Annotated in this window: 18 protein-coding genes and 1 pseudogene; 10 read left to right on the forward strand and 9 right to left on the reverse strand. The window is 74.1% G+C overall.

The annotated features are described in order from the left end of the window. Positions 1–21: 21 nt before the first annotated feature. Entirely contained in the window at positions 22–1308 is a 1287-nt protein-coding gene (locus ABD374_RS27925; RefSeq protein WP_344498719.1) for an MFS transporter, read from the reverse strand. A gap of 107 nt (positions 1309–1415) precedes the next feature. On the opposite strand from ABD374_RS27925, the gene ABD374_RS27930 reads away from it, so the two are divergent. Beyond that, entirely contained in the window at positions 1416–2276 is an 861-nt protein-coding gene (locus tag ABD374_RS27930) for an alpha/beta fold hydrolase (protein WP_344498721.1), read from the forward strand. 117 nt (positions 2277–2393) lie between these two features. On the opposite strand, the gene ABD374_RS27935 is transcribed toward ABD374_RS27930, so the two are convergent. The 3 genes from ABD374_RS27935 to ABD374_RS27945 all read right to left on the reverse strand — a co-directional run bounded on the left by ABD374_RS27935 (position 2394) and on the right by ABD374_RS27945 (position 4708). After that, complete coding sequence (locus tag ABD374_RS27935; protein ID WP_344498723.1) at positions 2394–3644, reverse strand: SGNH/GDSL hydrolase family protein; 1251 nt, start codon at positions 3642–3644, stop codon at positions 2394–2396. A 120-nt stretch (positions 3645–3764) separates the two neighbouring features. Further along, complete coding sequence (locus tag ABD374_RS27940; RefSeq protein WP_344498725.1) at positions 3765–4259, reverse strand: hypothetical protein; 495 nt, start codon at positions 4257–4259, stop codon at positions 3765–3767. 8 nt (positions 4260–4267) lie between these two features. Then, positions 4268–4708, reverse strand: a complete 441-nt coding sequence (locus ABD374_RS27945; protein ID WP_344498727.1) for an ATP-binding protein — start codon at positions 4706–4708, stop codon at positions 4268–4270. A gap of 205 nt (positions 4709–4913) precedes the next feature. Here ABD374_RS27945 and ABD374_RS27950 point away from each other — a divergent pair, with 205 nt between their 5' ends. The 3 genes and pseudogenes from ABD374_RS27950 to ABD374_RS27960 form a co-directional block, all read left to right on the forward strand. Next, on the forward strand, positions 4914–5774 hold the full coding sequence (locus ABD374_RS27950; protein ID WP_344498729.1) for a helix-turn-helix domain-containing protein: 861 nt from the start codon (positions 4914–4916) through the stop codon (positions 5772–5774). Next, the gene (locus ABD374_RS27955) at positions 5774–6010 is read left to right on the forward strand and encodes a DUF397 domain-containing protein (protein ID WP_344498731.1); all 237 of its coding nucleotides are present in this window, start codon (positions 5774–5776) and stop codon (positions 6008–6010) included. The genes ABD374_RS27950 and ABD374_RS27955 overlap by 1 nt, the downstream gene beginning before the upstream one ends. A 57-nt stretch (positions 6011–6067) precedes the next feature. After that, positions 6068–6157, forward strand: a pseudogene (locus ABD374_RS27960) (SAM-dependent methyltransferase); the annotation flags it as partial. A gap of 84 nt (positions 6158–6241) precedes the next feature. Here the strand turns inward: ABD374_RS27960 and xylB are convergent. After that, positions 6242–7828 (reverse strand): xylulokinase, encoded by a 1587-nt coding sequence (gene xylB / locus ABD374_RS27965; protein ID WP_344498733.1) that lies wholly within the window; start codon positions 7826–7828, stop codon positions 6242–6244. 120 nt (positions 7829–7948) lie between these two features. On the opposite strand from xylB, the gene xylA reads away from it, so the two are divergent. Then, entirely contained in the window at positions 7949–9121 is a 1173-nt protein-coding gene (xylA, locus tag ABD374_RS27970) for a xylose isomerase (protein ID WP_344498735.1), read from the forward strand. 19 nt (positions 9122–9140) lie between these two features. On the opposite strand, the gene ABD374_RS27975 is transcribed toward xylA, so the two are convergent. Further along, positions 9141–10361: an ROK family protein gene (locus tag ABD374_RS27975; protein ID WP_344498737.1), complete on the reverse strand. Its 1221-nt coding sequence runs from the start codon at positions 10359–10361 to the stop codon at positions 9141–9143. Between the two features lie 72 nt (positions 10362–10433). Between ABD374_RS27975 and ligA the strand changes: the two genes are divergently transcribed. Together ligA and ABD374_RS27985 are read left to right on the forward strand one after the other, a co-directional pair. Further along, the gene (gene ligA / locus ABD374_RS27980) at positions 10434–12527 is read left to right on the forward strand and encodes an NAD-dependent DNA ligase LigA (protein WP_344498739.1); all 2094 of its coding nucleotides are present in this window, start codon (positions 10434–10436) and stop codon (positions 12525–12527) included. Between the two features lie 75 nt (positions 12528–12602). Beyond that, the gene (locus ABD374_RS27985) at positions 12603–12854 is read left to right on the forward strand and encodes a hypothetical protein (protein ID WP_344498742.1); all 252 of its coding nucleotides are present in this window, start codon (positions 12603–12605) and stop codon (positions 12852–12854) included. A 21-nt stretch (positions 12855–12875) separates the two neighbouring features. Here the strand turns inward: ABD374_RS27985 and ABD374_RS27990 are convergent, their stop codons facing one another. The 3 genes from ABD374_RS27990 to ABD374_RS28000 all read right to left on the reverse strand — a co-directional run bounded on the left by ABD374_RS27990 (position 12876) and on the right by ABD374_RS28000 (position 17451). Then, complete coding sequence (locus ABD374_RS27990; RefSeq protein ID WP_344498744.1) at positions 12876–14834, reverse strand: M64 family metallopeptidase; 1959 nt, start codon at positions 14832–14834, stop codon at positions 12876–12878. Between the two features lie 65 nt (positions 14835–14899). Beyond that, on the reverse strand, positions 14900–16120 hold the full coding sequence (locus tag ABD374_RS27995) for an anhydro-N-acetylmuramic acid kinase (protein ID WP_344498857.1): 1221 nt from the start codon (positions 16118–16120) through the stop codon (positions 14900–14902). An 8-nt stretch (positions 16121–16128) separates the two neighbouring features. Then, a complete protein-coding gene (locus ABD374_RS28000) occupies positions 16129–17451 on the reverse strand; it encodes an MFS transporter (RefSeq protein ID WP_344498746.1) in 1323 nt (440 codons plus the stop codon). A 144-nt stretch (positions 17452–17595) separates the two neighbouring features. On the opposite strand from ABD374_RS28000, the gene ABD374_RS28005 reads away from it, so the two are divergent. From ABD374_RS28005 to ABD374_RS28015, 3 genes are all read left to right on the forward strand, one after another. Beyond that, complete coding sequence (locus tag ABD374_RS28005; protein ID WP_344498748.1) at positions 17596–18048, forward strand: YchJ family protein; 453 nt, start codon at positions 17596–17598, stop codon at positions 18046–18048. Between the two features lie 165 nt (positions 18049–18213). Next, entirely contained in the window at positions 18214–18555 is a 342-nt protein-coding gene (locus ABD374_RS28010) for a DUF3140 domain-containing protein (RefSeq protein WP_344498750.1), read from the forward strand. Continuing rightward, positions 18552–19241, forward strand: a complete 690-nt coding sequence (locus ABD374_RS28015; RefSeq protein ID WP_344498752.1) for an HhH-GDP family DNA glycosylase — start codon at positions 18552–18554, stop codon at positions 19239–19241. The genes ABD374_RS28010 and ABD374_RS28015 overlap by 4 nt, the downstream gene beginning before the upstream one ends. The last annotated feature ends 215 nt before the right edge of the window (positions 19242–19456 follow it).

The raw sequence follows: 19456 nt of genomic DNA on the forward strand, positions 1-19456 counted from the left end.
TGCTCCGGACCGTTCCCGGGATCAGCGTTCCAGCTCCCTGTGCGCGCTCTCGGGAAGCCGGAAGTACACCGCGGTGGACACCAGGCAGAGCGCGGCGACGTACCACGGGAACAGCCCCGGGCGGCCCAGCTCCTTGAACAGCGTGCCCACGTACGGCGCCGTACCGCCGAAGAGCGCGACCGTGAGGGAGTACGGGAAACCGATGCCGGCGGCGCGCACCCTGGCCGGGAAGATCTCCGCGTTGACCGCCGCCGAGATCGAGGTGAAGCCGGTGAGCAGGGCCATTCCCGCGCACTGCACGAGCAGCAGCGACACGAAGGAACCGTTGACGGAGCGCAGCAGCGGCACGCTCAGCAGCGTGAAGCCGATGCCGAAGAACAGCAGCAGCGGCTTGCGGCCGTAACGGTCGGAGAGCAGTCCGCCGACCGGCTGGAGCAGCGCGAAGAAGGCCAGTGAGACGGTGCCCGCGAGCAGCGCGTCGGACTTGGCGATGCCCGCGTTCAGTTCGGCGTACGTCGGCAGGTAGGACGTCCACGTGTAGTACGCGATCGTGCCGCCCGCCGTGATGCCGCAGATCAGCAGCGACTGACGCGGGTGGTGGCGCAGGGCGTCGAGGAGCCCCGGGCGGGGCCCGCGCGCACGCTCGGCGGCGAGCGTCTCCTGGGCCCCGCGGCGGATCCAGAACCCGACCAGGCTGAGCACCGCGCCCACGACGAACGGAACGCGCCACCCCCATCCCTCCATCGCCCCCTCGTCGAGGCCGGCGACGAGCGCGGCGGCGACGCCGGACGCGGCGAGCTGGCCCGCGGTGGTCGAGACGTACTGGAAGCTGGAGAAGAGACCGCGCCTGCCGGGCCCGGCCGACTCCACCAGGAAGGTGGTCGAGGCGGCGAACTCACCGCCGACGGAGAGCCCTTGGAGCAGCCGGGCGCCGACCAGCACCACAGGAGCGAGGATCCCCGCGGACGCGTATGTCGGTGTCAGACCGACCAGCAGGCTGCTGCCGCCCATCAGGAGGATGGTGACGGTGAGCGCGGCCCGCCGCCCGTGCCGGTCCGCCACGGCGCCCATCAGCAGGCCGCCGACCGGCCGCATGAAGAAGCCGACGGCGAAGACGGCGAAGGCGGAGAGCAGGGGGACGAGGGAATTCCCGGTGCCCGGGGGGAAGATCTGACCGGCGATGTAGGTGGCGAGGAAGGTGTACGCGTACCAGTCGTACCACTCGACGGCATTGCCCACGGAGGCCGCGAGCAACTGCCGGACGGGGCGGCGCAGAGGGACGGAGGTCTGTGTCATGATCATGACCATCCCCCGGTGGAAGCGGCGCCAATCGCCCCGCGCCCCGCGTCGAGGCCCTCTTCCGGGGCACGCGTGCGGGGCAGTCCATTGATGCACGCGCGAAGGAGGCCGAAAAGGTGTTCGAAGGCTTCGAGACCGGGCGGATCCAGCTCGACGAGGCATCCGTCTTCGTCCGCCACGGCGGGGAGGGGCCGCCGGTGCTGTTGCTGCACGGCCACCCCCGGACCTCCGCTACCTGGCACCGCGTCGCCCCGCTGCTCGTCGAGCGGGGCTTCACGGTCGTCTGCCCCGACCTGCGGGGGTACGGCCGGTCCCGCGGTCCGGCGCCCACCGCGGACCACTCGGGTCATTCCAAGCGTGCCGTCGCCCACGACATGGTCGAGGTGATGCGTTCCCTCGGACACGCCCGGTTCGCGCTCGCCGGGCACGACCGAGGGGGCAGTGTCGCGTTACGCCTCGCCCTCGATCACCCCCGCGCGGTGTCACAGGTGGCGCTGATCGACTGCCTGCCCGTCACCGAGCACCTGTCCCGCATCACCGCCGAGTTCGCCACGCAGTGGTGGCACTGGTTCTTCTTCGCCCAGCCGGACATCCCCGAGCGGGTCATCACCGCGGACCCGGACAGCTGGTACCGCGGCGATCCGCGGCGCATGGGGCAGGAGAACCACGACGAGTGGCGGGAGGCCACGAGGAATCCCGACGTGGTGCGGGCGATGCTGGAGGACTACCGGGCCGGCCTCACCGTCGACAGGCGCCACGAGGAGGCCGACCGGGCCGCCGGGGTGCGGATCAGGTGTCCCGCGCTGATCCTGTGGTCGCTCCGGGACGATCTGGAAGAGCTCTACGGAGACCCGTTGGAGATCTGGCGGCACTGGGCGCCCGACGCGCGCGGCCACGGCATCGATGCCGGGCACCACGTGGCCGAGGAGGCCCCGGACGCGCTGGCCGCCTCCCTGGGGGACTTCTTCGACGGCTGACCGGGGCGGAGAACGGCCGCCCCGGCCGCCTCCCGCCCTGCCCCGCCCTGCCCCGCCCTGCCCCGCCCCGCCCGGCTCGGACCGGATCGGCCGGCCCGGGAAGGCCCGGCCGGAGCGCTAACGCCGGGAGCAGCGCAGGCTCTTCAGGTCGACGGTGTCGCTCATCGTCCGCATCCCGAGGTCGTTGGGGTGGAGGTGGTCGCCGCTGTCGTACGCCGGAAGGATGCGCGACGGTGCGGCGGGGTCCCCGACCGCCTCGTCGAAGTCGACGACCGCGTCGAACACCCCGCTGCCCCGGACGAAGGCGTTGACCTCCTGCCGTACGGCCTCTCCCGCCGGCGTCCACTCCCGCCAGCCCCCGTACGGCATGACGGTCGCCCCGACCACGCACACACCCGCGGCGTGCGCCCTGTCGACGAGCTGCCGGTAACCGGCGATCAGGTCGGCGGCCGTCGGCGCGGGCACGGCCTTGATGTCGTTGACCCCTTCGAGCAGGACCATGGTGCGCACGCCCCGCTGCGAGAGCACGTCCCGGTCGAGGCGTTCGAGCGCGCTCTCGCCGGCGCCGTCCTTGAGGACCTTGTTGCCGGAGATGCCTTCGTTGGCGACGCCCTTGACGCGCGTGCCGGGGTCGGCGTCCAGCCGGCGGGCCAGGAAGTCCGGCCAGCGGCGGTTGGTGTCCCGGGTCGAGAGGGCGCCGTCGGTGATCGAGTCGCCGAGCGTCGCCACGGCGCCGGTGCCGCGCCGGGCGTCGACCGTCACCGCGTCGAGGTAGAACCACGAGGTGGTCTTCCGGGTGTAGGGCGTGGCGGAGTCGTCCGCGGCGTGGTCGCCGGCGGGCGCGACGTACGAGGTCTGCAGGGCCATTCTGTGGCCGGTCGCGGCGCCGCCCGCCCGCCGTACGTACAGGCTGACGGCCAGGTCCGACCGCGGCCGGACCGTGCCGGGCAGCGGGTCGCTGTGGACGGACCCGCCGGGCGGGACGGTGACCGAGGGCGATCCGGCGAACGACAGCGGCCGGTTGGTGCCCGGCACCAGCGTGGCGCCGGTGGCCCGCAGTCCGGCGTGGACGCGGCCGAACGTCACCGGCTGGTCGCCGAAGGCGTTGGAGAGCCGGACCCGCAGCCCGCTGCCGCCCGCGCTCGTGTGCACGACGAGCCGGTACGTACGGTCCGGGGCCGCGCCGGCGGTGGAGAGCCTGTCCGTGCTGGCGGCCCAGGTGACGACGGGCGTGGTGCCGCGCGCTGCGGAGGGCCCGGGGGACGGGGAGGCGGCGGACGGCGGCCCGCAGACGAGGAGCGCCCCGATCGTGAGGGCGACGGCCGCCAGGAGGCGCGGGGCGGGTGGGTGCGGCGTGGGTCTGTTCATGGCGCGGAGATCCCTCCCCTGGGCACGGGCGTACCGGAAACGGCACTCGGGGAATTGACTCCCGGCGCGGCACGTGGTGTCCAGGGTGCGAAACCGGCGGCAGTGGCTCGCGCGAGGGGGTCAGGACCCCTGATGCGGGACAGTGGACCACGCCGGAACGGTGTCCGCGATCCGGCACGCCATCAGGTAGAGCGGAATCGGCGGCGTGTACGGCGAGCTGCCTTCCGGCGAGTGGATCAGGCGCGGACGCGTCGCGGGTACGTACAGCCCGGGGACGTACCGGGCCGGCTGCGGCCAGACGAGACCGTGGTCGGACTCGGCCGGCACGATCCACCACCACCAGTCGGGGTCGGCGAAGACGCAGCCGGGCCGGGACAGATGCGCCATCGTCCGGAACCCGTGCCGCGCGGGAAGGCCCACCGCGTCGCAGCCGAGCGGCGCGGAGAGGCCGGGCGGCACGGGCAGCCGGACCGGTCCGCCGCCGTGCTCGCCGCGTCCGCCGTGCTCGCCGCGTCCACCGGGCTCACTGTGTCCACCGGGTTCGCCGTGTCCGTCGTGCTCGCGGTTGGCGCGGCGGCGGGCGCGCGCGAGGCGGCCGGCCGGCAGGTTGGTCATCACGGACCTCAGCAAGGAAGCTCCGCCCAGACGATCCGTCCGGGGCCGTCCGCGGCGTCGCGCGTTCCCCAGAAGCTGCTCAGGGCGTCGACGAGCTGCAGCCCGCGCCCGTGTTCCTCGTCGCCGGCCTGGCGCAGCTGCGGCCCGGTGGGACGCAGTCCCTGGTCCTTCACGGCCACACGCAGCCGGCCGTCGCTGTCGCGCAGTTCGCACACGATGTGCTCGCTCGCGGTGTGCAGCAGGGCGTTGGTGAACAGTTCGGTGACGATCAGTGCCGCCGTGTCGCAGGCGTCCTCGTCGACGCCCCACTGCGTGAGCTGCCGCCTGGTCAGGCGCCGGGCGGCGGACACGCATTCCGCTCGCGCCGGCAATTCGAATCCGTACCGGCGTATGGCCGTCCCCCGGCAGAGGTCCATGAGCTGGGGGACGAGCGCAGTGCCTGGTGCCACGAGCGTTTCCTCACGGTGGGGGGCAGGGCCGGACCACTGCTACCCCCCTGGGACAGCGTGCGGCATCCGCGTGAACTGGTTCGCCGCTCAACTCTCCTCCTGAACACGACACTTGGCAAGAGGCACTGTGAAAATTGCAGAGTGTCGTTTCTTTGGCCGCGACCGCGTGGCACACTGCTCGCAACAGCCCATGGGGAGGTCTGAAGTGAGTGAACCGCGGTCCGCCCCGACGGTGGGTCAGGTCGTTCTCGGCAAGCGCCTGCTGGACCTGCGCGAGAGAGCCGGCCTGAGCCGCGAAGAGGCCGCCAAGGTGCTCCGCGTCACCCCGGCCACCATCCGCAGGATGGAGACGGCCGAGGTCGCGCTCAAGATCCCCTACGTACAGCTCCTGCTGCCGGCGTACGGGCTCCCCGCCGAGGAGACCGCGTCCTTCGTCGAACTGGCCGAGGAGGCGAACAGGCCCGGCTGGTGGCAGCGGTTCCACGGCATCCTGCCCGACTGGTTCAGCATGTACGTCAGCCTGGAGGGCGCCGCGTCACTCATCAGGGCGTACGAACCGCAGTTCGTGCCGGGCCTCCTGCAGACCGAGAACTACGCCCGCGCCATCATGCGCGGCGGAGCCGTCGGCCAGACCAGGCCCGACGAGATCGAGCGGCACGTGGCCCTGCGCATGGCACGCCAGAGCCTCCTCGCCCGCCCCGACGCCCCGAAGCTGTGGGTCGTCATGGACGAAACGGTCCTGCGCCGGCCCGTCGGCAGCCCGGACGTGCTGGGGGAGCAGATCGACCGCCTCCTGGAGGCCGCCGAGATGCCCAACGTCACGTTGCAGATCGCCGAGTTCGTGACGGGCCACCACCCCGGGACCTACGGCCCCTTCGTCCTCTTCCGCTTCGCCGTGCCGGAACTCCCGGACATGGTCTACAGCGAGTACCTGACCGGCGCGGTCTATCTCGACTCGCGCTCCGAGGTGGCGTCCCACCTCGAGGTCCTGGACCGCATGGCGGCCCAGGCCGCGACTGCACAACGCACAAAGGAGATCCTCAAGGATCTCCGCGAGGAGCTGTGATGGACCGGATATACAACGGCATGCCCGCGACCGACCTGCCCGCGGAGGGCTGGAACAAGCCGTGGAGCGGTGGCAACGGCGGCAACTGCGTCGAGGCCATGAAGCTGGCCGACGGCAGGGTCGCGGTCCGCCAGTCCGCCGACCCCGAGGGGCCCGCGCTGATCTACACCCCCGGTGAGATCGCCGCCTTCATCCAGGGAGCCAAGGCCGGTCAGGCGGACTTCCTGCTCACCTGAACCACCACGCCGCCCCCGCCGGTTCTCCATCGTCCACCGCTCCCCACGCAGCGCCGCATGACCGGGCAGGACCACGCCGCCGTCGGGATCGACGCCGGCAAGCCGCACCCGGCGCGCATGTACGACTGGTTCCTGGGCGGCAAGGACACCTGCGTGGCCTCGAACGCCGGCCGGGCTCGAGTCGCCGGCCGGGTTCGGTTTTCGCGGCGCGGCTGAGCTTTCCGCGCCGCGTCAGGCTTTCAGCCCGTCCGGAGGCTGAGGACCGGGGTCCGGGGCGGAGCCCCGGTTGCGGGAAGAGGCGGGCAGGGAACAGCCCCGCGAGGGAGACGGCCGGCCGCCCTGGCCGGGGGACCCGGCGCCGGTGAGGTTGTCGAGCACCGACGTGACCCGGGCCCACGTGGCGACGTCGCGCTCCAGGGGCGGGACTTCCGCGCCGCCCCCGGCCCCCCACTCCGCCGCGATCGCCACCGCGTCCCGCCCGCTCGCCGCCCCCGCGGCAAGCGCCGCCGCGCCGAGTGCGACCAGCTCGCCGGCCTCGGGGACCAGCAGCGGGCGCCCGGAGAGGCGTCGTACGGTCTCCACCCATGTACGCCCCCGCGCCCCGCCTCCGACCAGGCGCAGCGGACGCGACGCCACCGCCGGATCGGCGGGGTCGAGGCCGCAGGCGCGCAGTACCTCGTCCAGGGCCCGCAGCACGGTCACCGCCGCGCCCTCGTAGGCGGCGCCCAGGAGCTGTTGCGGGGTGGTGTGGTGGCGCAGGCCGGTCAGGAGGCCGGAGGCGGCGGGCAGGTCGGGGGTGCGCTCGCCGTCGAGGTAGGGGAGGAGCACGGCCTCGCCGCCCGGCGCGGCGTCGTCGCGGTCCAGGCCCAGGAGAGCGGCGACCCTGTCGACGGCGAGGGTGCAGTTCAGGGTGCAGGCCAGCGGCAGGTAACCGCCGTCGGCGGCGGCGAAACCGGCCAGCGCGGGCGAGTCCGGCCGGGTGCGGGTCGCCGCGAACACCGTGCCGGACGTGCCCAGGCTGAGCACCGGATGGTCCAGGAGCCCGGCGCCGCCCAGACCCAGTCCCACCGCCGCGGCCATGTTGTCGCCCGTGCCCGCCGCGACGGCGATCCCGGCGGGCAGGCCGAGCCGCTCGGCCGCCGCGCGCGTGAGGGAGCCGATGCGGGTGGCCCCGGTGGGGGCCACGGGCGGCAGCAGCTTCTCGTCCAGGCCGGCCAGGCCGAGGAGTCGCGAGTCGTACGCACCGGTGGCGGTGGAGTACCAGCAGGTGCCCGAGGCGTCGCCCGGGTCGGTCGCGGCCACCCCGGCGAGGCGCTCGGTGAGGAAGTCGTGGGGGAGGCGTACGGCGGCGGCGGCCTCGGCGGCGTACGGCTCGTTCTCGCACAGCCACCGCCACTTGGCGGCCGTCATGGAGGCGACGGGCACGGATCCGGTGCGCGCCGTCCACGCGGCCGGACCGCCGAGCGCCTCGGTGAGGGCGGCGGCCTGCGGGGCCGAACGGGTGTCGTTCCACAGCAGGGCGGGCCGCAGCGGGCGCCCGGCACCGTCGAGGACGACCAGGCCGTGCTGCTGGCCGGCGACCGCGATGCCGGTGACGGCGGAGGCGGGGACGCCGGACTCGCGGAGCCCGGCGGCGACGGCGGCGGCCAGGGCCCGCCACCACTCCTCGGGGTCGCTCTCGCGCGCGCCCCCCTCGCCCGTGACCCGGTGGGGCGCGCGCCCCACGGCCAGCAGCCGGCCCGTGACGGCGTCGGTGAACGCAGCCTTCGTGGACTGCGTGGAACTGTCCACTCCGACGACGACCCTGCTCGACGGCATGGGACCCCCTCTTCTCCTCGGCCGCGTGGTTTCCCGCAGCTTCCGCGTCTTCCGGTCTTCTGTGGAACAGGTTGGTCGTGCAGTATTAGTCATGTCAACAAACAAATGGAGGCCGGTCATATGTCGGAGCGCTTCACCCCCACCCCCGACGACAAGTTCACCTTCGGTCTGTGGACCGTCGGCTGGCAGGGCGTCGACCCCTTCGGTACGGCGACCCGCCCCGCCCTCGACCCCGTCGAGTCCGTCCGGCACCTCGCCGGACTCGGCGCCCACGGCGTCACCTTCCACGACGACGACCTCATCCCCTTCGGCTCCACGGACACCGAGCGCGAGGCGCACGTCAAGCGGTTCCGCCAGGCGCTGGACGCCACCGGCATGAAGGTGCCGATGGCCACCACCAACCTCTTCACCCACCCCGTCTTCAAGGACGGCGCGTTCACCGCCAACGACCGCGACGTACGTCGCTACGCGCTGCGCAAGACGATCCGCAACATCGACCTCGCCGTCGAACTCGGCGCCACCACCTACGTCGCCTGGGGCGGCCGCGAGGGCGCCGAGTCCGGCGCCGCCAAGGACGTGCGGGTCGCTCTCGACCGCATGAAGGAAGCCTTCGACCTCCTCGGCGCGTACGTCACCGAGCAGGGCTACGACCTGCGCTTCGCCATCGAGCCCAAGCCCAACGAGCCGCGCGGCGACATCCTGCTCCCCACCGTCGGCCACGCGCTCGCGTTCATCGAGCGCCTGGAACGCCCCGAGATGGTCGGTGTGAACCCCGAGACCGGCCACGAGCAGATGGCCGGGCTCAACTTCCCGCACGGCATCGCCCAGGCCCTGTGGGCGGGCAAGCTCTTCCACATCGACCTCAACGGCCAGACCGGCATCAAGTACGACCAGGACTTCCGCTTCGGCGCCGGCGACCTGCGCCAGGCCTTCTGGCTCGTCGACCTCCTGGAGACGGCCGGCTACGAGGGCCCCCGCCACTTCGACTTCAAGCCGGTGCGCACCGACGGCGCCGACGGCGTGTGGGCCTCCGCCGCCGGCTGCATGCGCAACTACCTCATCCTCAAGGAGCGGGCCGCCGCCTTCCGTGCCGACCCGGAGGTGCAGGACGCCCTGCGCGCCTCCCGGCTCGACGAACTCGCCCGGCCCACCGCCGAGGACGGCCTCGCGGCGCTGCTCGCGGACCGCGGCTCCTACGAGGACTTCGACGTCACGGAGGCGGCCGGGCGGAGCATGGCCTTCGAGACACTGGACCAGCTGGCGCTGGACCACCTGCTGGGCGTACGCCCGTAACCGGGGCCAGTACGCGGGGTCAGTACGCCGCCGGGTCGGCCAGTACGTCCCGCACCACCAGCGCCGCCGCGCCGCGCGCCGCGTCCCCCGTCAGGGACGCGGCGCGCAGCCGGCCGCCCGGCCCGGACCACAGGCCGGACACCACCCGGCGGCCCAGCTCCCGGTCGGCGGGGGGCGACAGCCACGGCATCAGCGTCCGGTAGATCCCGCCGAGCACCACCGCGTCCGGGTCGAAGAGGTTCACCGCGCCGGACAGGACGAGCCCCAGCATGGCCCCGGCCTGCCGGATCGCGGCCACGGCCCGCGCGTCGTCCGCGCGCGCCCGGGACGCGAGCTCCGTCACGCCCGGCAGCCCGGCGTTCTCGTCGATGCCCGCCGCCCGCAGCACCGCGCGCTGGCCGGCGTACTGCTCCAGACAGCCCCGCGATCCGCAGCGGCACCCGGGCCCCTCCGGGTCCACCACCACGTGCCCGATCTCGCCGGCGAACCCGTGCGCGCCACGCAGCAGTTCGCCGCCCAGGACGAGCGCGCCGCCGACGCCGATCTCCCCGCTGAGGTAGAGGAACGTCCGCTCGCGGCCGAGATCGCCGAACCACAGCTCGGCCAGCGCCGCCAGGTTCGCCTCGTTGTCGGAGCCGACCGGCAGGGCCCGGCGCCCGGGCAGCAGCTCCGCCAGCGCCCGCGCGAAGACGTCCTCGGCCGCGACCCCGTTCCACCCCAGATTGGGCGCCTGGCGGACCGTACCGCCGGAGACCAGTCCGGGCAGTGCCAGCTGTACGCCGACCGGCCGCAGGTCGAGCCCGGCCGCCGACTCCCACGCCCGCGAGGCGATCCGGGCGGCGCGCGCCAGGACTTCGGCGGGTTCGGCGCCGCGGTTGTCGGTGTGCTCGGTGAGCCGTACCCGGTCGCTTCCCGACAGGTCCGTCACGCACACCGACACGTAGTCGATGTTGACCTCGACGCCCAGTCCCGCCACGCCGGTGCGCGCCACCTCCAGGACGGTGCCGGGCCGCCCCGCCTGCCCGCTGAACGTCTTCCCCGACTCGGTGAGGAACCCGCCGGCCAGCAACTGCTCGACCAGCGAGGAGACGGCGGCCCGCGTCAGCCCCACCCGGGCCGCGACCGCGGCGCGCGTCGCCTCGCCCCCGTCGTGGACGGCGCGCAGCACCAGGCTCAGGTTGTGCCGGCGCACGGTGTCCTTGTCGGCCTTGGGTTCCAGTCGCGGGGGGTTGCTCCTCATGGCACCGAGAGCCTAGGCGACGCCGCGCGGCGGGCGGCGGGCCCCCGGGCATTGTCAGTGGTGGGAGGCAGGATGAGGGGCATGACGAACACATCGGCCGTTCTCGAGAACACCGCCGCGTACGCCCAGGCGGTACAGACCGCGACGCGCGCGGCCGCCGCCTATTACGGCCGGGGCGACAGCGCCCTGGACGACGACGCGTACGACCGGCTGGTGCGGGCGATCGAGGGGTACGAGCAGGCCCACCCGGACGAGGCGCTGCCGGACTCCCCGACCGGGAAGGTGGCCGGCGGCGCCGCGGCCGGGGACGTGCCGCACAGCGCGGCGATGCTGTCGCTGGACAACGTGTTCTCCGCCGAGCAGTTCGCCGGCTGGGCGGCCTCCCTGGAACGCAGACTCGGCCGGCCGGTGGAGCGGTGGAGCGTCGAGCCCAAACTCGACGGTCTGGCTGTCGCCGCCCGCTACCGCCACGGCAAGCTGGTCCAGCTCATCACGCGCGGGGACGGCACGGCGGGCGAGGACGTCTCGCACGCGAAGGGCACCATCTCCGGTCTGCCCGACGAGCTGACCGAGCCGGCCACCTTCGAGGTGCGCGGCGAAGTCCTCATGACGACCGGGCAGTTCGAAAGGGCGAACGCGGTGCGCACGGAGCACGGCGGCGCGCCGTTCGCCAACCCGCGCAACGGCGCGGCGGGCACGCTGCGCGCCAAGGACCGCCCGTACACCGTGGAGATGACGTTCTTCGCGTACGGCGCCCTGCCGCTGCCCGGTTCGGGCGAACTCGGTGAGTGGCTGGGGGAGTGGCCGCACAGCGAGATCCTGCGGCGCGTCGCCGCGCTCGGTGTGCACACCGCGGCCGGCACCGCCGTGCCGCCGCGCACGGCGGCCACCGTCGAGGAGGTGCGGGACCGGGCCGAGGAGATCGCCGCCCTGCGCCCCGAGCTGCCCTTCGGCATCGACGGGATCGTGATCAAGGCCGACTCCGCGGCCGACCAGCGGGAGGCGGGGGCCGGTTCACGCGCGCCCCGGTGGGCCATCGCGTACAAGCTGCCCGCCGTGGAGAAGGTCACCCGGCTCGTCGCCGTGGAGTGGAACGTCGGGCGGACCGGGATCATCGCGCCGCGCGCCGTCCTCGAACCGGTGGAGATCGACGGGTCCACCGTCACGTACGCCACGCTGCACAACCCGGCCGACATCACCCGCCGCGACCTGCGCCTCGGCGACCAGGTGATGGTCCACAAGGCCGGCGACATCATCCCGCGCGTCGAGGCGCCGGTCGTCCACCTGCGGACCGGTGACGAACAGCCGATCGTCTTCCCCGAGGCGTGCCCGCAGTGCGGTTCGGAGATCGACGCCGGCGAGCAGCGCTGGCGCTGCGTGCGCGGCCGCGACTGCCGGGTGGTGGCGTCCATCGCGTACGCCGTCGGGCGCGACCAGCTCGACATCGAGGGCCTCGGTGCGGCGCGCGTCGTCCAGCTCGTCGACGCGGGCCTGGTCGCCGACTTCGCCGACCTGTTCGTCCTCACGCGCGAGCAGCTCCTGACGCTGGACCGGATGGGGGAGACCAGCGCCGACAACCTGCTGGCCGGTATCGAGCGGGCCAGGACCCGGCCGCTGTCCCGGGTCCTGGCGGCGCTCGGCGTGCGGGGCACGGGCCGCTCCATGTCCCGCCGCATCGCACGGCACTTCGCGACGATGGACCATCTGCGGGCCGCCGACGCGGAGGCGGTGCAGCGGGTGGAGGGCATCGGGGCGGAGAAGGCGCCGGTGATCGTCACCGAGCTCGCCGAACTGGGGCCGCTGATCGGCAAGCTCGTCGCCGCGGGCGTGAACATGACGGAGCCCGGGGCGACGCCGCCGGCGGAGGGCGCGGACGCGCAGGCACAGGCGGAACGGGACGTGCCCGCGGGGCCGCTCGGCGGCATGACCGTCGTCGTCACCGGTGCGATGACCGGGCCGCTGGAGAAGCTCAGCCGCAACCAGATGAACGAGGTCATCGAACGCGCCGGAGGCAAGGCGTCGTCCAGCGTCTCGAAGCGCACGGCGTTGGTGGTGGCGGGCGAGAACGCCGGGTCCAAGCGCGCGAAGGCCGAGGGCCTCGGCGTACGCATCGCCACCCCGGACGAGTTCGCGGCGATGGTCGCGGACCTGCTGCCGGGGGTCTAGGGGTTCCCCCCCCCGGGGGGGGGGATCTCGCGGGCGCCCACGCCGTTCGAGGAGTGGGCCACGCCGGCCACGGAGGTGGACCCGCCCTCCAAGGAGGTGGCGCCGCACCGGGCGGCGGTCGCCCAGCAGCTCCGGGAGGCCACCTTCCAGGGCGCGACCGGGAAGATCGACTTCCGGACCTCGCGCATCGGCAACGAGCGCAACCTCGCGGTCCTGCGGGTCTCCGACATCCACGACCTGGACGCCGCGCCCACGTGCGCGTACATGAAGGGCGGCCTCTTCGACCCCCGGCAGTCGCGCGACCCGGACACCGGCTGCCCCGAGTAGGCGCGGTCCGGCGCCCGCCGCTCAGTGCCCGCCCCGGTGAAGCCCGCCCCCCGGTCCCGGCGGCACCAGCGTCACGCGGAACGCCTTCGCCGCGCCGGTGTTGCCCGCCGCGTCGATCGTCCGGTACTCGACCGTGTGCGAGCCGTACTCCGGTGTCGCGTCGTCCCACGGCACGGTACGCGGCGTGCCGAGCCTGCCGTAGACCAGGCCGTCGACGACCGTGCCGCCGGGGGTGAACCGGAACGGCGCGTCCGCGTCGGTCGGCCAGCCGAAGTACGTGTACCAGCCGTCGCCGTCGACCCGGAACTGCGTGACCACGTAGCCGCCCTGGTCGTCGCGGGCGGTCAGCTTCATCGTGAACGGACCGTCGTGGACGTACTCCACGGGCTTTCCGGCCCGCCGCACCGTGCGCAGCGGCTCGGACAGCTCGTACGCCGCCTTCGCGGGCGTCGCGTCGACCGTCCAGGCCAGCGTCCGGTCCGTACCGGCGATGCGGGCCTCCAGGGTGTGGCTGCCGCGCAGCGCCAGCGCGCCCAGGTCGAGGTCGCGGTCGTTGCCGGGGTTGGGGACCGGCCGCCCGTCCAGCTCCCACCGCACCCGCGGGGCATGGCCCGTGGGGTGCGTGGTGTCGGCGTACACGACCGACCCGGCGCCCACCGGGGCAGCGGTGGCGGTGTGCCCGGTGAACTCCGGCGCGGCGGAGGACGGCCGCGTGGTGACGGACGGGTCCACCGTCCAGGTGACGGTGCGCGTCAGCGCCGCCGAGGCGCGGATCTCCGGGTCCCGTACGAAGGGGGTCGGGTCGGAGACGGTCGCCGTGAGGGTGTGGCCGCGGCCCCCGGAAAGGCCGAGGCGCCGCAGATCGAGGCTGCGCGCCCCCGCCGTACCCGTGCCCGTGTGCGTACCCGAGCCTCCCACCTCCCGGCCGTCCAGCCGCCACACCGTCTCCAGTTCCCCGCCGACCGGGTGCAGCGTGTCGACCCACACCGTCCGGTCGTCGCCGATCGCCGCGTCGTTCGGGGTGTGGCCCTGCACGAGGTTCACCTTGGCGGAGATCGCCTGCGTCATCACCTCGCGCTGCACCTGGTCGAAGGCGTAGCCGAGGGTCTTCATCATCGAGTGCCTGCTCGGCCGCCAGATCCCCTCCGTCCGGTACACACCGCCCTCGTGGCGCCCGATGACCCCGCCCGAGTCGCTGCGCTCACCGAGCCAGCGCCACCACTTCCGCCGTTCGGCGCGCATCTCCTCCTCGGTGAGGAGCGTGTGGTGGGCGGAGTCCGGCTCGCCGCCCTCGTGCGTGCCGCCGGGGACGCCGCGCGCGTAGTAGTCGTACTCGTCCTGGAGCTTGCCCAGCGAGTGGCCGATCTCGTGCGGGGTGATCAGCGAGGACAGCGCGTTGCCGCCGGACGCGGTGGCGAAGGCGCCGCCCGCGCCGCCGTACGTGGCGCTGTTGGCGAGCCCGACGATCTGCCGGTTGGAGCTCTTCGTACCGGGGACCAGATCGGCCAGGGCCGTCGCCGCCGCCGTGTCCATGGACACCAGCCGCTGCACGCCGGCCGGGTCGCAACCGCCCCAGAAGCCCATGTTCAGCGGGGTGTCACGGCGTGGCGCGTCCAGGCCGGGATCGCAGTCGACGCCCGACTCGGGGGACGGGACCTCCACCGCCCAGACGTTGACGTACGAACGGTAGGAGGCGAACGGTTCCATGCTCCACAGCACATTGAGGTGCTTGTCGACGTCGGCCCGGAAGCCGGGCATGTCGCCGGCGGTGTAACCGTCGCCGAGGATCACGAGATTGAAGCGCCGGTCGGCCGGGCCGGTCTGCTGGACGGGCACCACCTCGGCGTCCGCCGTCGCCGGATGCGGCGCCGCTCCCCGGGCGGCCGTCGTCGCCGAGGCGGACGGTGTGGTCCCCACGGCGCAGGCGGCGAGCAGGGCCCCCGCCGCCGCGAGGAGCACGGGTCTGTTCAGGAGTCTCATGCTGGTGCACCCTCCGTCTGCCGTACGACTGGTGATCACGCGGTGGCGGGAGCGTACGGGCGCGGTCAACACGGCCTAAAGGACGCAGAGTTGCCCCTGGGGGAGACGGCGAGCCGCACGGGCGCCGCCGTCACAGGCTCCGGCAGGCGCAGGCCGGGCCCGCCGGGCGTGAGGGAGCCGAGGACGCTCGGGCGGCGGGCGCCGGTGCAGGAAGGGACCGTGCCGGGCAGGCCGTGCGCGGTCAGCCAGCCCAGGACGGTGAAGGCGTACGCCTCCTTGGCGGCCGACACCAGCCCGAGCTCGTCCGACGTCCGCAGTACCGCGCCGGCCCCGTCGCCACCGCCGAGCTCCTCGCGCAGCCACGCCATCAGCACCGGGTTGCGGGTGCCGCCGCCCGACGCGATCACCTCGGTCGCCCCGAAGGGCCGGACGGCGTCGGCGACGGTCCGTGCCGTGAGCCGGGTCAGGGTCGCGACGACGTCCTCGGCGGGCAGCGAACCGAAACCGGCCAGCGCGGCGCGCAGATAGGGCAGATGGAACAGCTCCTTGCCCGTCGTCTTCGGCGCCGGCCCGGCGTAGTACGGCTCCTCCAGCAGCCGTCGCAGCAGCGGCGGGCAGACGCTGCCCCGGGCGGCGAGGACCCCGTCCCGGTCGAAGGGGTACGCCCCGCCGCCCGCCAGGTCCCGCACCGCCGCGTCGATCAGCGCGTTGGCCGGCCCGGTGTCGAAGGCCAGCGGTTCGCCCGAACCGCCGTCGGCGACAGTGATGTTGGCGATGCCGCCGAGGTTCAGCGCCACCGGGGCCCCCGGCCGCCCGCGCAGCCACATGACGTCGACGACGCTCACCAGCGGCGCGCCCTGCCCTCCGGCGGCGACGTCGCGCGGACGGAAGCCGGAGACGACGGGGCGGGCCGTGGCCTCGGCGATCCAGGCGGGCTCACCGATCTGGAGCGTGCCGTGCACCCGGCCGCCCTCGGCCCAGTGGTAGACGGTCTGCCCGTGCGAGGCGATCAGGTCGGCCCGCCCGTCGCACAGTTCACGGTCGGCCCGGACCGCCGCACCGGCGAAGGCCCGCCCGATGCGCGTGTCGAGCCGGCACACGGCGGCCAGGGTGGTCCCGGCGGGCGGCAGCGCCCCGGCCAGCTCCGCCCGCAGATCGTCGTCGTACACCTCACTGATCATGCCCAGCGGGGTGAGCACCAGGGTGTCCCCGTCGAGGGTGAGGTCGGCGGCGGCGGCGTCGATGGCGTCGTACGACGTGCCGGACATCAGGCCGACGACCCGCATGCGGCCGCTCACCGCAGCGCCCGCCTGTGGTCGTCGCCGCGCAGCGTCAGCAGGGCCAGTACGCTGACCGCGCAGGTCGCCGCCGCGTAGTAGGCGGGGATGTCGACGTCACCGGTCCGCTTCACGGCCTCGGTGATGATGAGCCCCGCGCAGCCCGAGAACACGGCATTGGACAGCGAGTACGCCAGGCCGAGCCCCGTACAGCGCACCGTGGTCGGAAACATCTCGGCCAGCATCGCCGGCCCCGGCCCCGCCATCAGCCCGACGGCGGCCCCCGCGCCGAACAGCGCCGCCCCCTTCGCGTACGTCGACGCGCCCGGGTCCTGCACCAGGTTCAGCAGCGGCAGCGCGAGCACGGCGACCAGCAGCGCCCCGGCCAGCATCACCGTCCGCCGCCCCACCCGGTCGCTGACCAGGCCGGCCGGCAGGATCGACGCCGCGAACCCGAGGTTGGCCAGGACGGTCGCGATCAGCGCCTGCTGGAACGTCGCGTCCAGCGTGCTCTGGAGGTACGACGGCAGGACGACCAGGAAGGTGTAACCGGCCGCGGACCAGCCCATCACCCGCCCGGCGCCCAGCGCGATCGCCCTGGCCGTCTCGCCGGCGGGCGGCGGCCGCACGGGCACGCTCCTCTCGGCGACCGCCGACGCGAAGGCGGGCGTCTCGTCCAGGCGCAGCCGCAGCCACAGCGCGACGAGCCCGAGCGGCAGCGTCAGCAGGAAGGGCACCCGCCACCCCCACCCGGTCAGCTGCGACTCGCTCAGGACGGTCGCCAGGAGCGCGGCCGCCCCGGCGCCCCCGAGGAGGCCGAGCGCCACGGTGAACGACTGCCACGCCCCGTACCGGCCCCGCCGCCCGGGTGGCGCGAACTCCGTCATGACCGACACCGCGCCGCCGAACTCCCCGCCCGCCGAGAGCCCTTGCAGGATCCGCAGCAGGGTCAGCAGCCACGGCGCGGCCGCGCCGACGGTGGCGTACGTCGGCAGCACGCCGATCAGCGCCGTCGCCCCGGTCATCAGGCAGATCACCAGGATCAGCGTGGGCCGCCGGCCGATCCGGTCCCCGACCCGCCCGAAGACCGCGGCGCCGACCGGGCGGAAGAAGAAGGCCAGGGCGAAGGACGCGTACGTCTTGACGAGTCCCTCGGCGTCGCTGCCGCCCTCGGGGGTGAAGAAGTGCGCGGCGATGATGGTGGCGAAGTAGCCGTAGACGCCGAACTCGTACCACTCGACGAAGTTGCCGACGGACCCCGCCACCAGCGCCCGGCGCGAGCGGGCCGGCCGGGCGGCTGCCACGGGGACGGGAGCTGGACCATGGACGGGGGTGGTCATGGGGAAAGGGTGCTGACCGGGCAGCCGCACCACAAGTACCGTGCGCCCCCTGTCACCTGAGTGACCTGCCCGTGTACGGCAGCCGGCCCCGTCCCGCGGAGGAGCGGCGCGAAGGGCCCCGCCGGGCCCGGGCACAATGGGGACATGTCCCGACGCAGTGCACGTGCCACGAGCCGCCACCCCCGGAGCCGGTCCCCCCCCGCCCCCGTCCCCGCCGCATCCGCGAGACCCTGCGGCCTCCCCGCCGCCTACGGGGCGTGCTGCGGACGCCTCCACTCCGCCGCGGCCGCCGCGCCCATCGCCGAGCTCCTCATGCGCTCCCGCTACAGCGCCTTCGCCGTCCAGGACGCGGCGTACCTGCTGCGCTCGTGGCACCCCGACACCAGGCCGCGGACCCTCGACCTCGACGCGGACATGCGCTGGCAGGGCCTGGACATCCTGGCCACCACGGAGGGCAGCGCCTTCCACACCACGGGGACGGTCACCTTCCGCGCCCACTACACCCACGAGGGCGAGCCCGGCGAACTCCACGAGCAGAGCCGCTTCGCCCGCCACGAGGGCGCGTGGGTCTACCTGGACGCGGTCTTCACGCGCTGAGACCGCGCCGGGACGGCGGGTCCCTCCCCTCACGGGCTGTTTCGGGATGCGGTGGACGGGGTACTGCGGACGGGATCGCGGCGGCCCGGACCATGCCGCCCGACGTCGTCCGACGTACGCCCGACCTACGCAGCGACCACCCCCGAACCGCCCGGGAGGCACCCCATGGACGACCTCACCACCCCGGAACTCGAAGGGCTCTGGGACGAATTCCACCGCGTGGTGAACATGACGTCGCAGGAACTGGCCTCCTGGCTCCGGACCAGCGACGCGGGCGAGAACGCCGAGCCGCTGCCCGACCGCGCCGGGGCCGGGACGGGACGGCACGTCCTCTCGATCCTGAGCAAGCGGCGCACGGATCTGACCGACGACGACATCGCGGTCATGCGGCAGGTCGTGGAGGCCGTCACCGCGCAGCGGCGCGACGACCTGGAGCCGACGGCCGGTGACCAGACCTGGCGGTACCGGCTGATGCTGCTGGGGCACGACCCGCTCAAGCCGGCGTGACCCCCGGGACCCGGCCCCGCGCCCGTTCCCAGGACGAGCGCACGGCGCGGACACTCCTCGACGCGTACGGACGGACGTACGCCGCCGAGGCGGGCATCCGGCTGCGTGACACCCCGCAGCCGCTCTACCGCCTCCTCGTCCTGTCCTGCCTGCTGAGCGCCCGGATCCGGGCCTCCACCGCCGTGGCGGCCGCCCGCGCGCTCCACGACGCGGGGCTGCGCGACGCGCGCCGCATGGAAACCGCCACCTGGCAGCAGCGCGTCGACGCCCTCGGCGCGGGCGGCTACCGCCGCTACGACGAACGGACCGCCACCCAGCTCGGTGAAGGGGCGCGGCTGGTGCTCGACAGGTACGGCGGCGACCTGCGCCGCATGCGCGAGGCCGCCGGCGGCGACACGGAGGCGCTGCGGAGCCTGCTGCGGGAGGTGCCGGGGATCGGGCCCGCCGGTGCGGACATCTTCCTGCGCGAGGCGCAGGCGGTGTGGCCCCAGGTCGCGCCGTACCTGGACGGGAAGGCCCTCCAGGGCGCGGAACGCCTCGGCCTCCCGGCCGACCCGGACCAGCTGTCCCGACTCGTCGGCGAGAAGGAGCTCGCCCCGCTGGCGGCGGCGCTGGTACGGGTCGCACTCGACCGGCGCGGCGCGGACGCGCTGCGGGGCGGCCCGGGGGACGGGCGCACCGGCTGACTCCGCCGCGGGCGGGCTGTTACGGCCGGGGCGCATCGGATACGCCCGGAATCCGGGGGCCGACGAGAGAGGTGGGTACGGTGCCCGAGCCAGGCAGCAAGAAGTACGACACCGAGCGGGCCCGGCTGCGGAAGGAGGCCGAGAACAGAGGCGGGGGCCGGAGCCGGCAAGGCACTCTAGGGGCGTGACCTCACTTCCCCACCAGGGTCGGCACG

Source organism: Streptomyces enissocaesilis (assembly GCF_039533765.1).
Lineage (GTDB): Bacteria > Actinomycetota > Actinomycetes > Streptomycetales > Streptomycetaceae > Streptomyces > Streptomyces enissocaesilis.

Coding starts and splice junctions, on each gene's coding strand:
- ABD374_RS27990 (WP_344498744.1), bottom strand. CDS start 14,834: ATGAGACTCCTGAACAGACCCGTGCTCCTCGCGGCGGCGGGGGCCCTG.
- ABD374_RS28000 (WP_344498746.1), bottom strand. CDS start 17,451: ATGACCACCCCCGTCCATGGTCCAGCTCCCGTCCCCGTGGCAGCCGCC.
- xylA (WP_344498735.1), top strand. CDS start 7,949: ATGTCGGAGCGCTTCACCCCCACCCCCGACGACAAGTTCACCTTCGGT.
- ABD374_RS27925 (WP_344498719.1), bottom strand. CDS start 1,308: ATGGTCATGATCATGACACAGACCTCCGTCCCTCTGCGCCGCCCCGTC.
- ABD374_RS27935 (WP_344498723.1), bottom strand. CDS start 3,644: ATGAACAGACCCACGCCGCACCCACCCGCCCCGCGCCTCCTGGCGGCC.
- ABD374_RS27975 (WP_344498737.1), bottom strand. CDS start 10,361: ATGAGGAGCAACCCCCCGCGACTGGAACCCAAGGCCGACAAGGACACC.
- ligA (WP_344498739.1), top strand. CDS start 10,434: ATGAGGGGCATGACGAACACATCGGCCGTTCTCGAGAACACCGCCGCG.
- ABD374_RS28010 (WP_344498750.1), top strand. CDS start 18,214: ATGGACGACCTCACCACCCCGGAACTCGAAGGGCTCTGGGACGAATTC.
- ABD374_RS28005 (WP_344498748.1), top strand. CDS start 17,596: ATGTCCCGACGCAGTGCACGTGCCACGAGCCGCCACCCCCGGAGCCGG.
- ABD374_RS27940 (WP_344498725.1), bottom strand. CDS start 4,259: ATGACCAACCTGCCGGCCGGCCGCCTCGCGCGCGCCCGCCGCCGCGCC.
- xylB (WP_344498733.1), bottom strand. CDS start 7,828: ATGCCGTCGAGCAGGGTCGTCGTCGGAGTGGACAGTTCCACGCAGTCC.
- ABD374_RS27955 (WP_344498731.1), top strand. CDS start 5,774: ATGGACCGGATATACAACGGCATGCCCGCGACCGACCTGCCCGCGGAG.
- ABD374_RS27995 (WP_344498857.1), bottom strand. CDS start 16,120: ATGCGGGTCGTCGGCCTGATGTCCGGCACGTCGTACGACGCCATCGAC.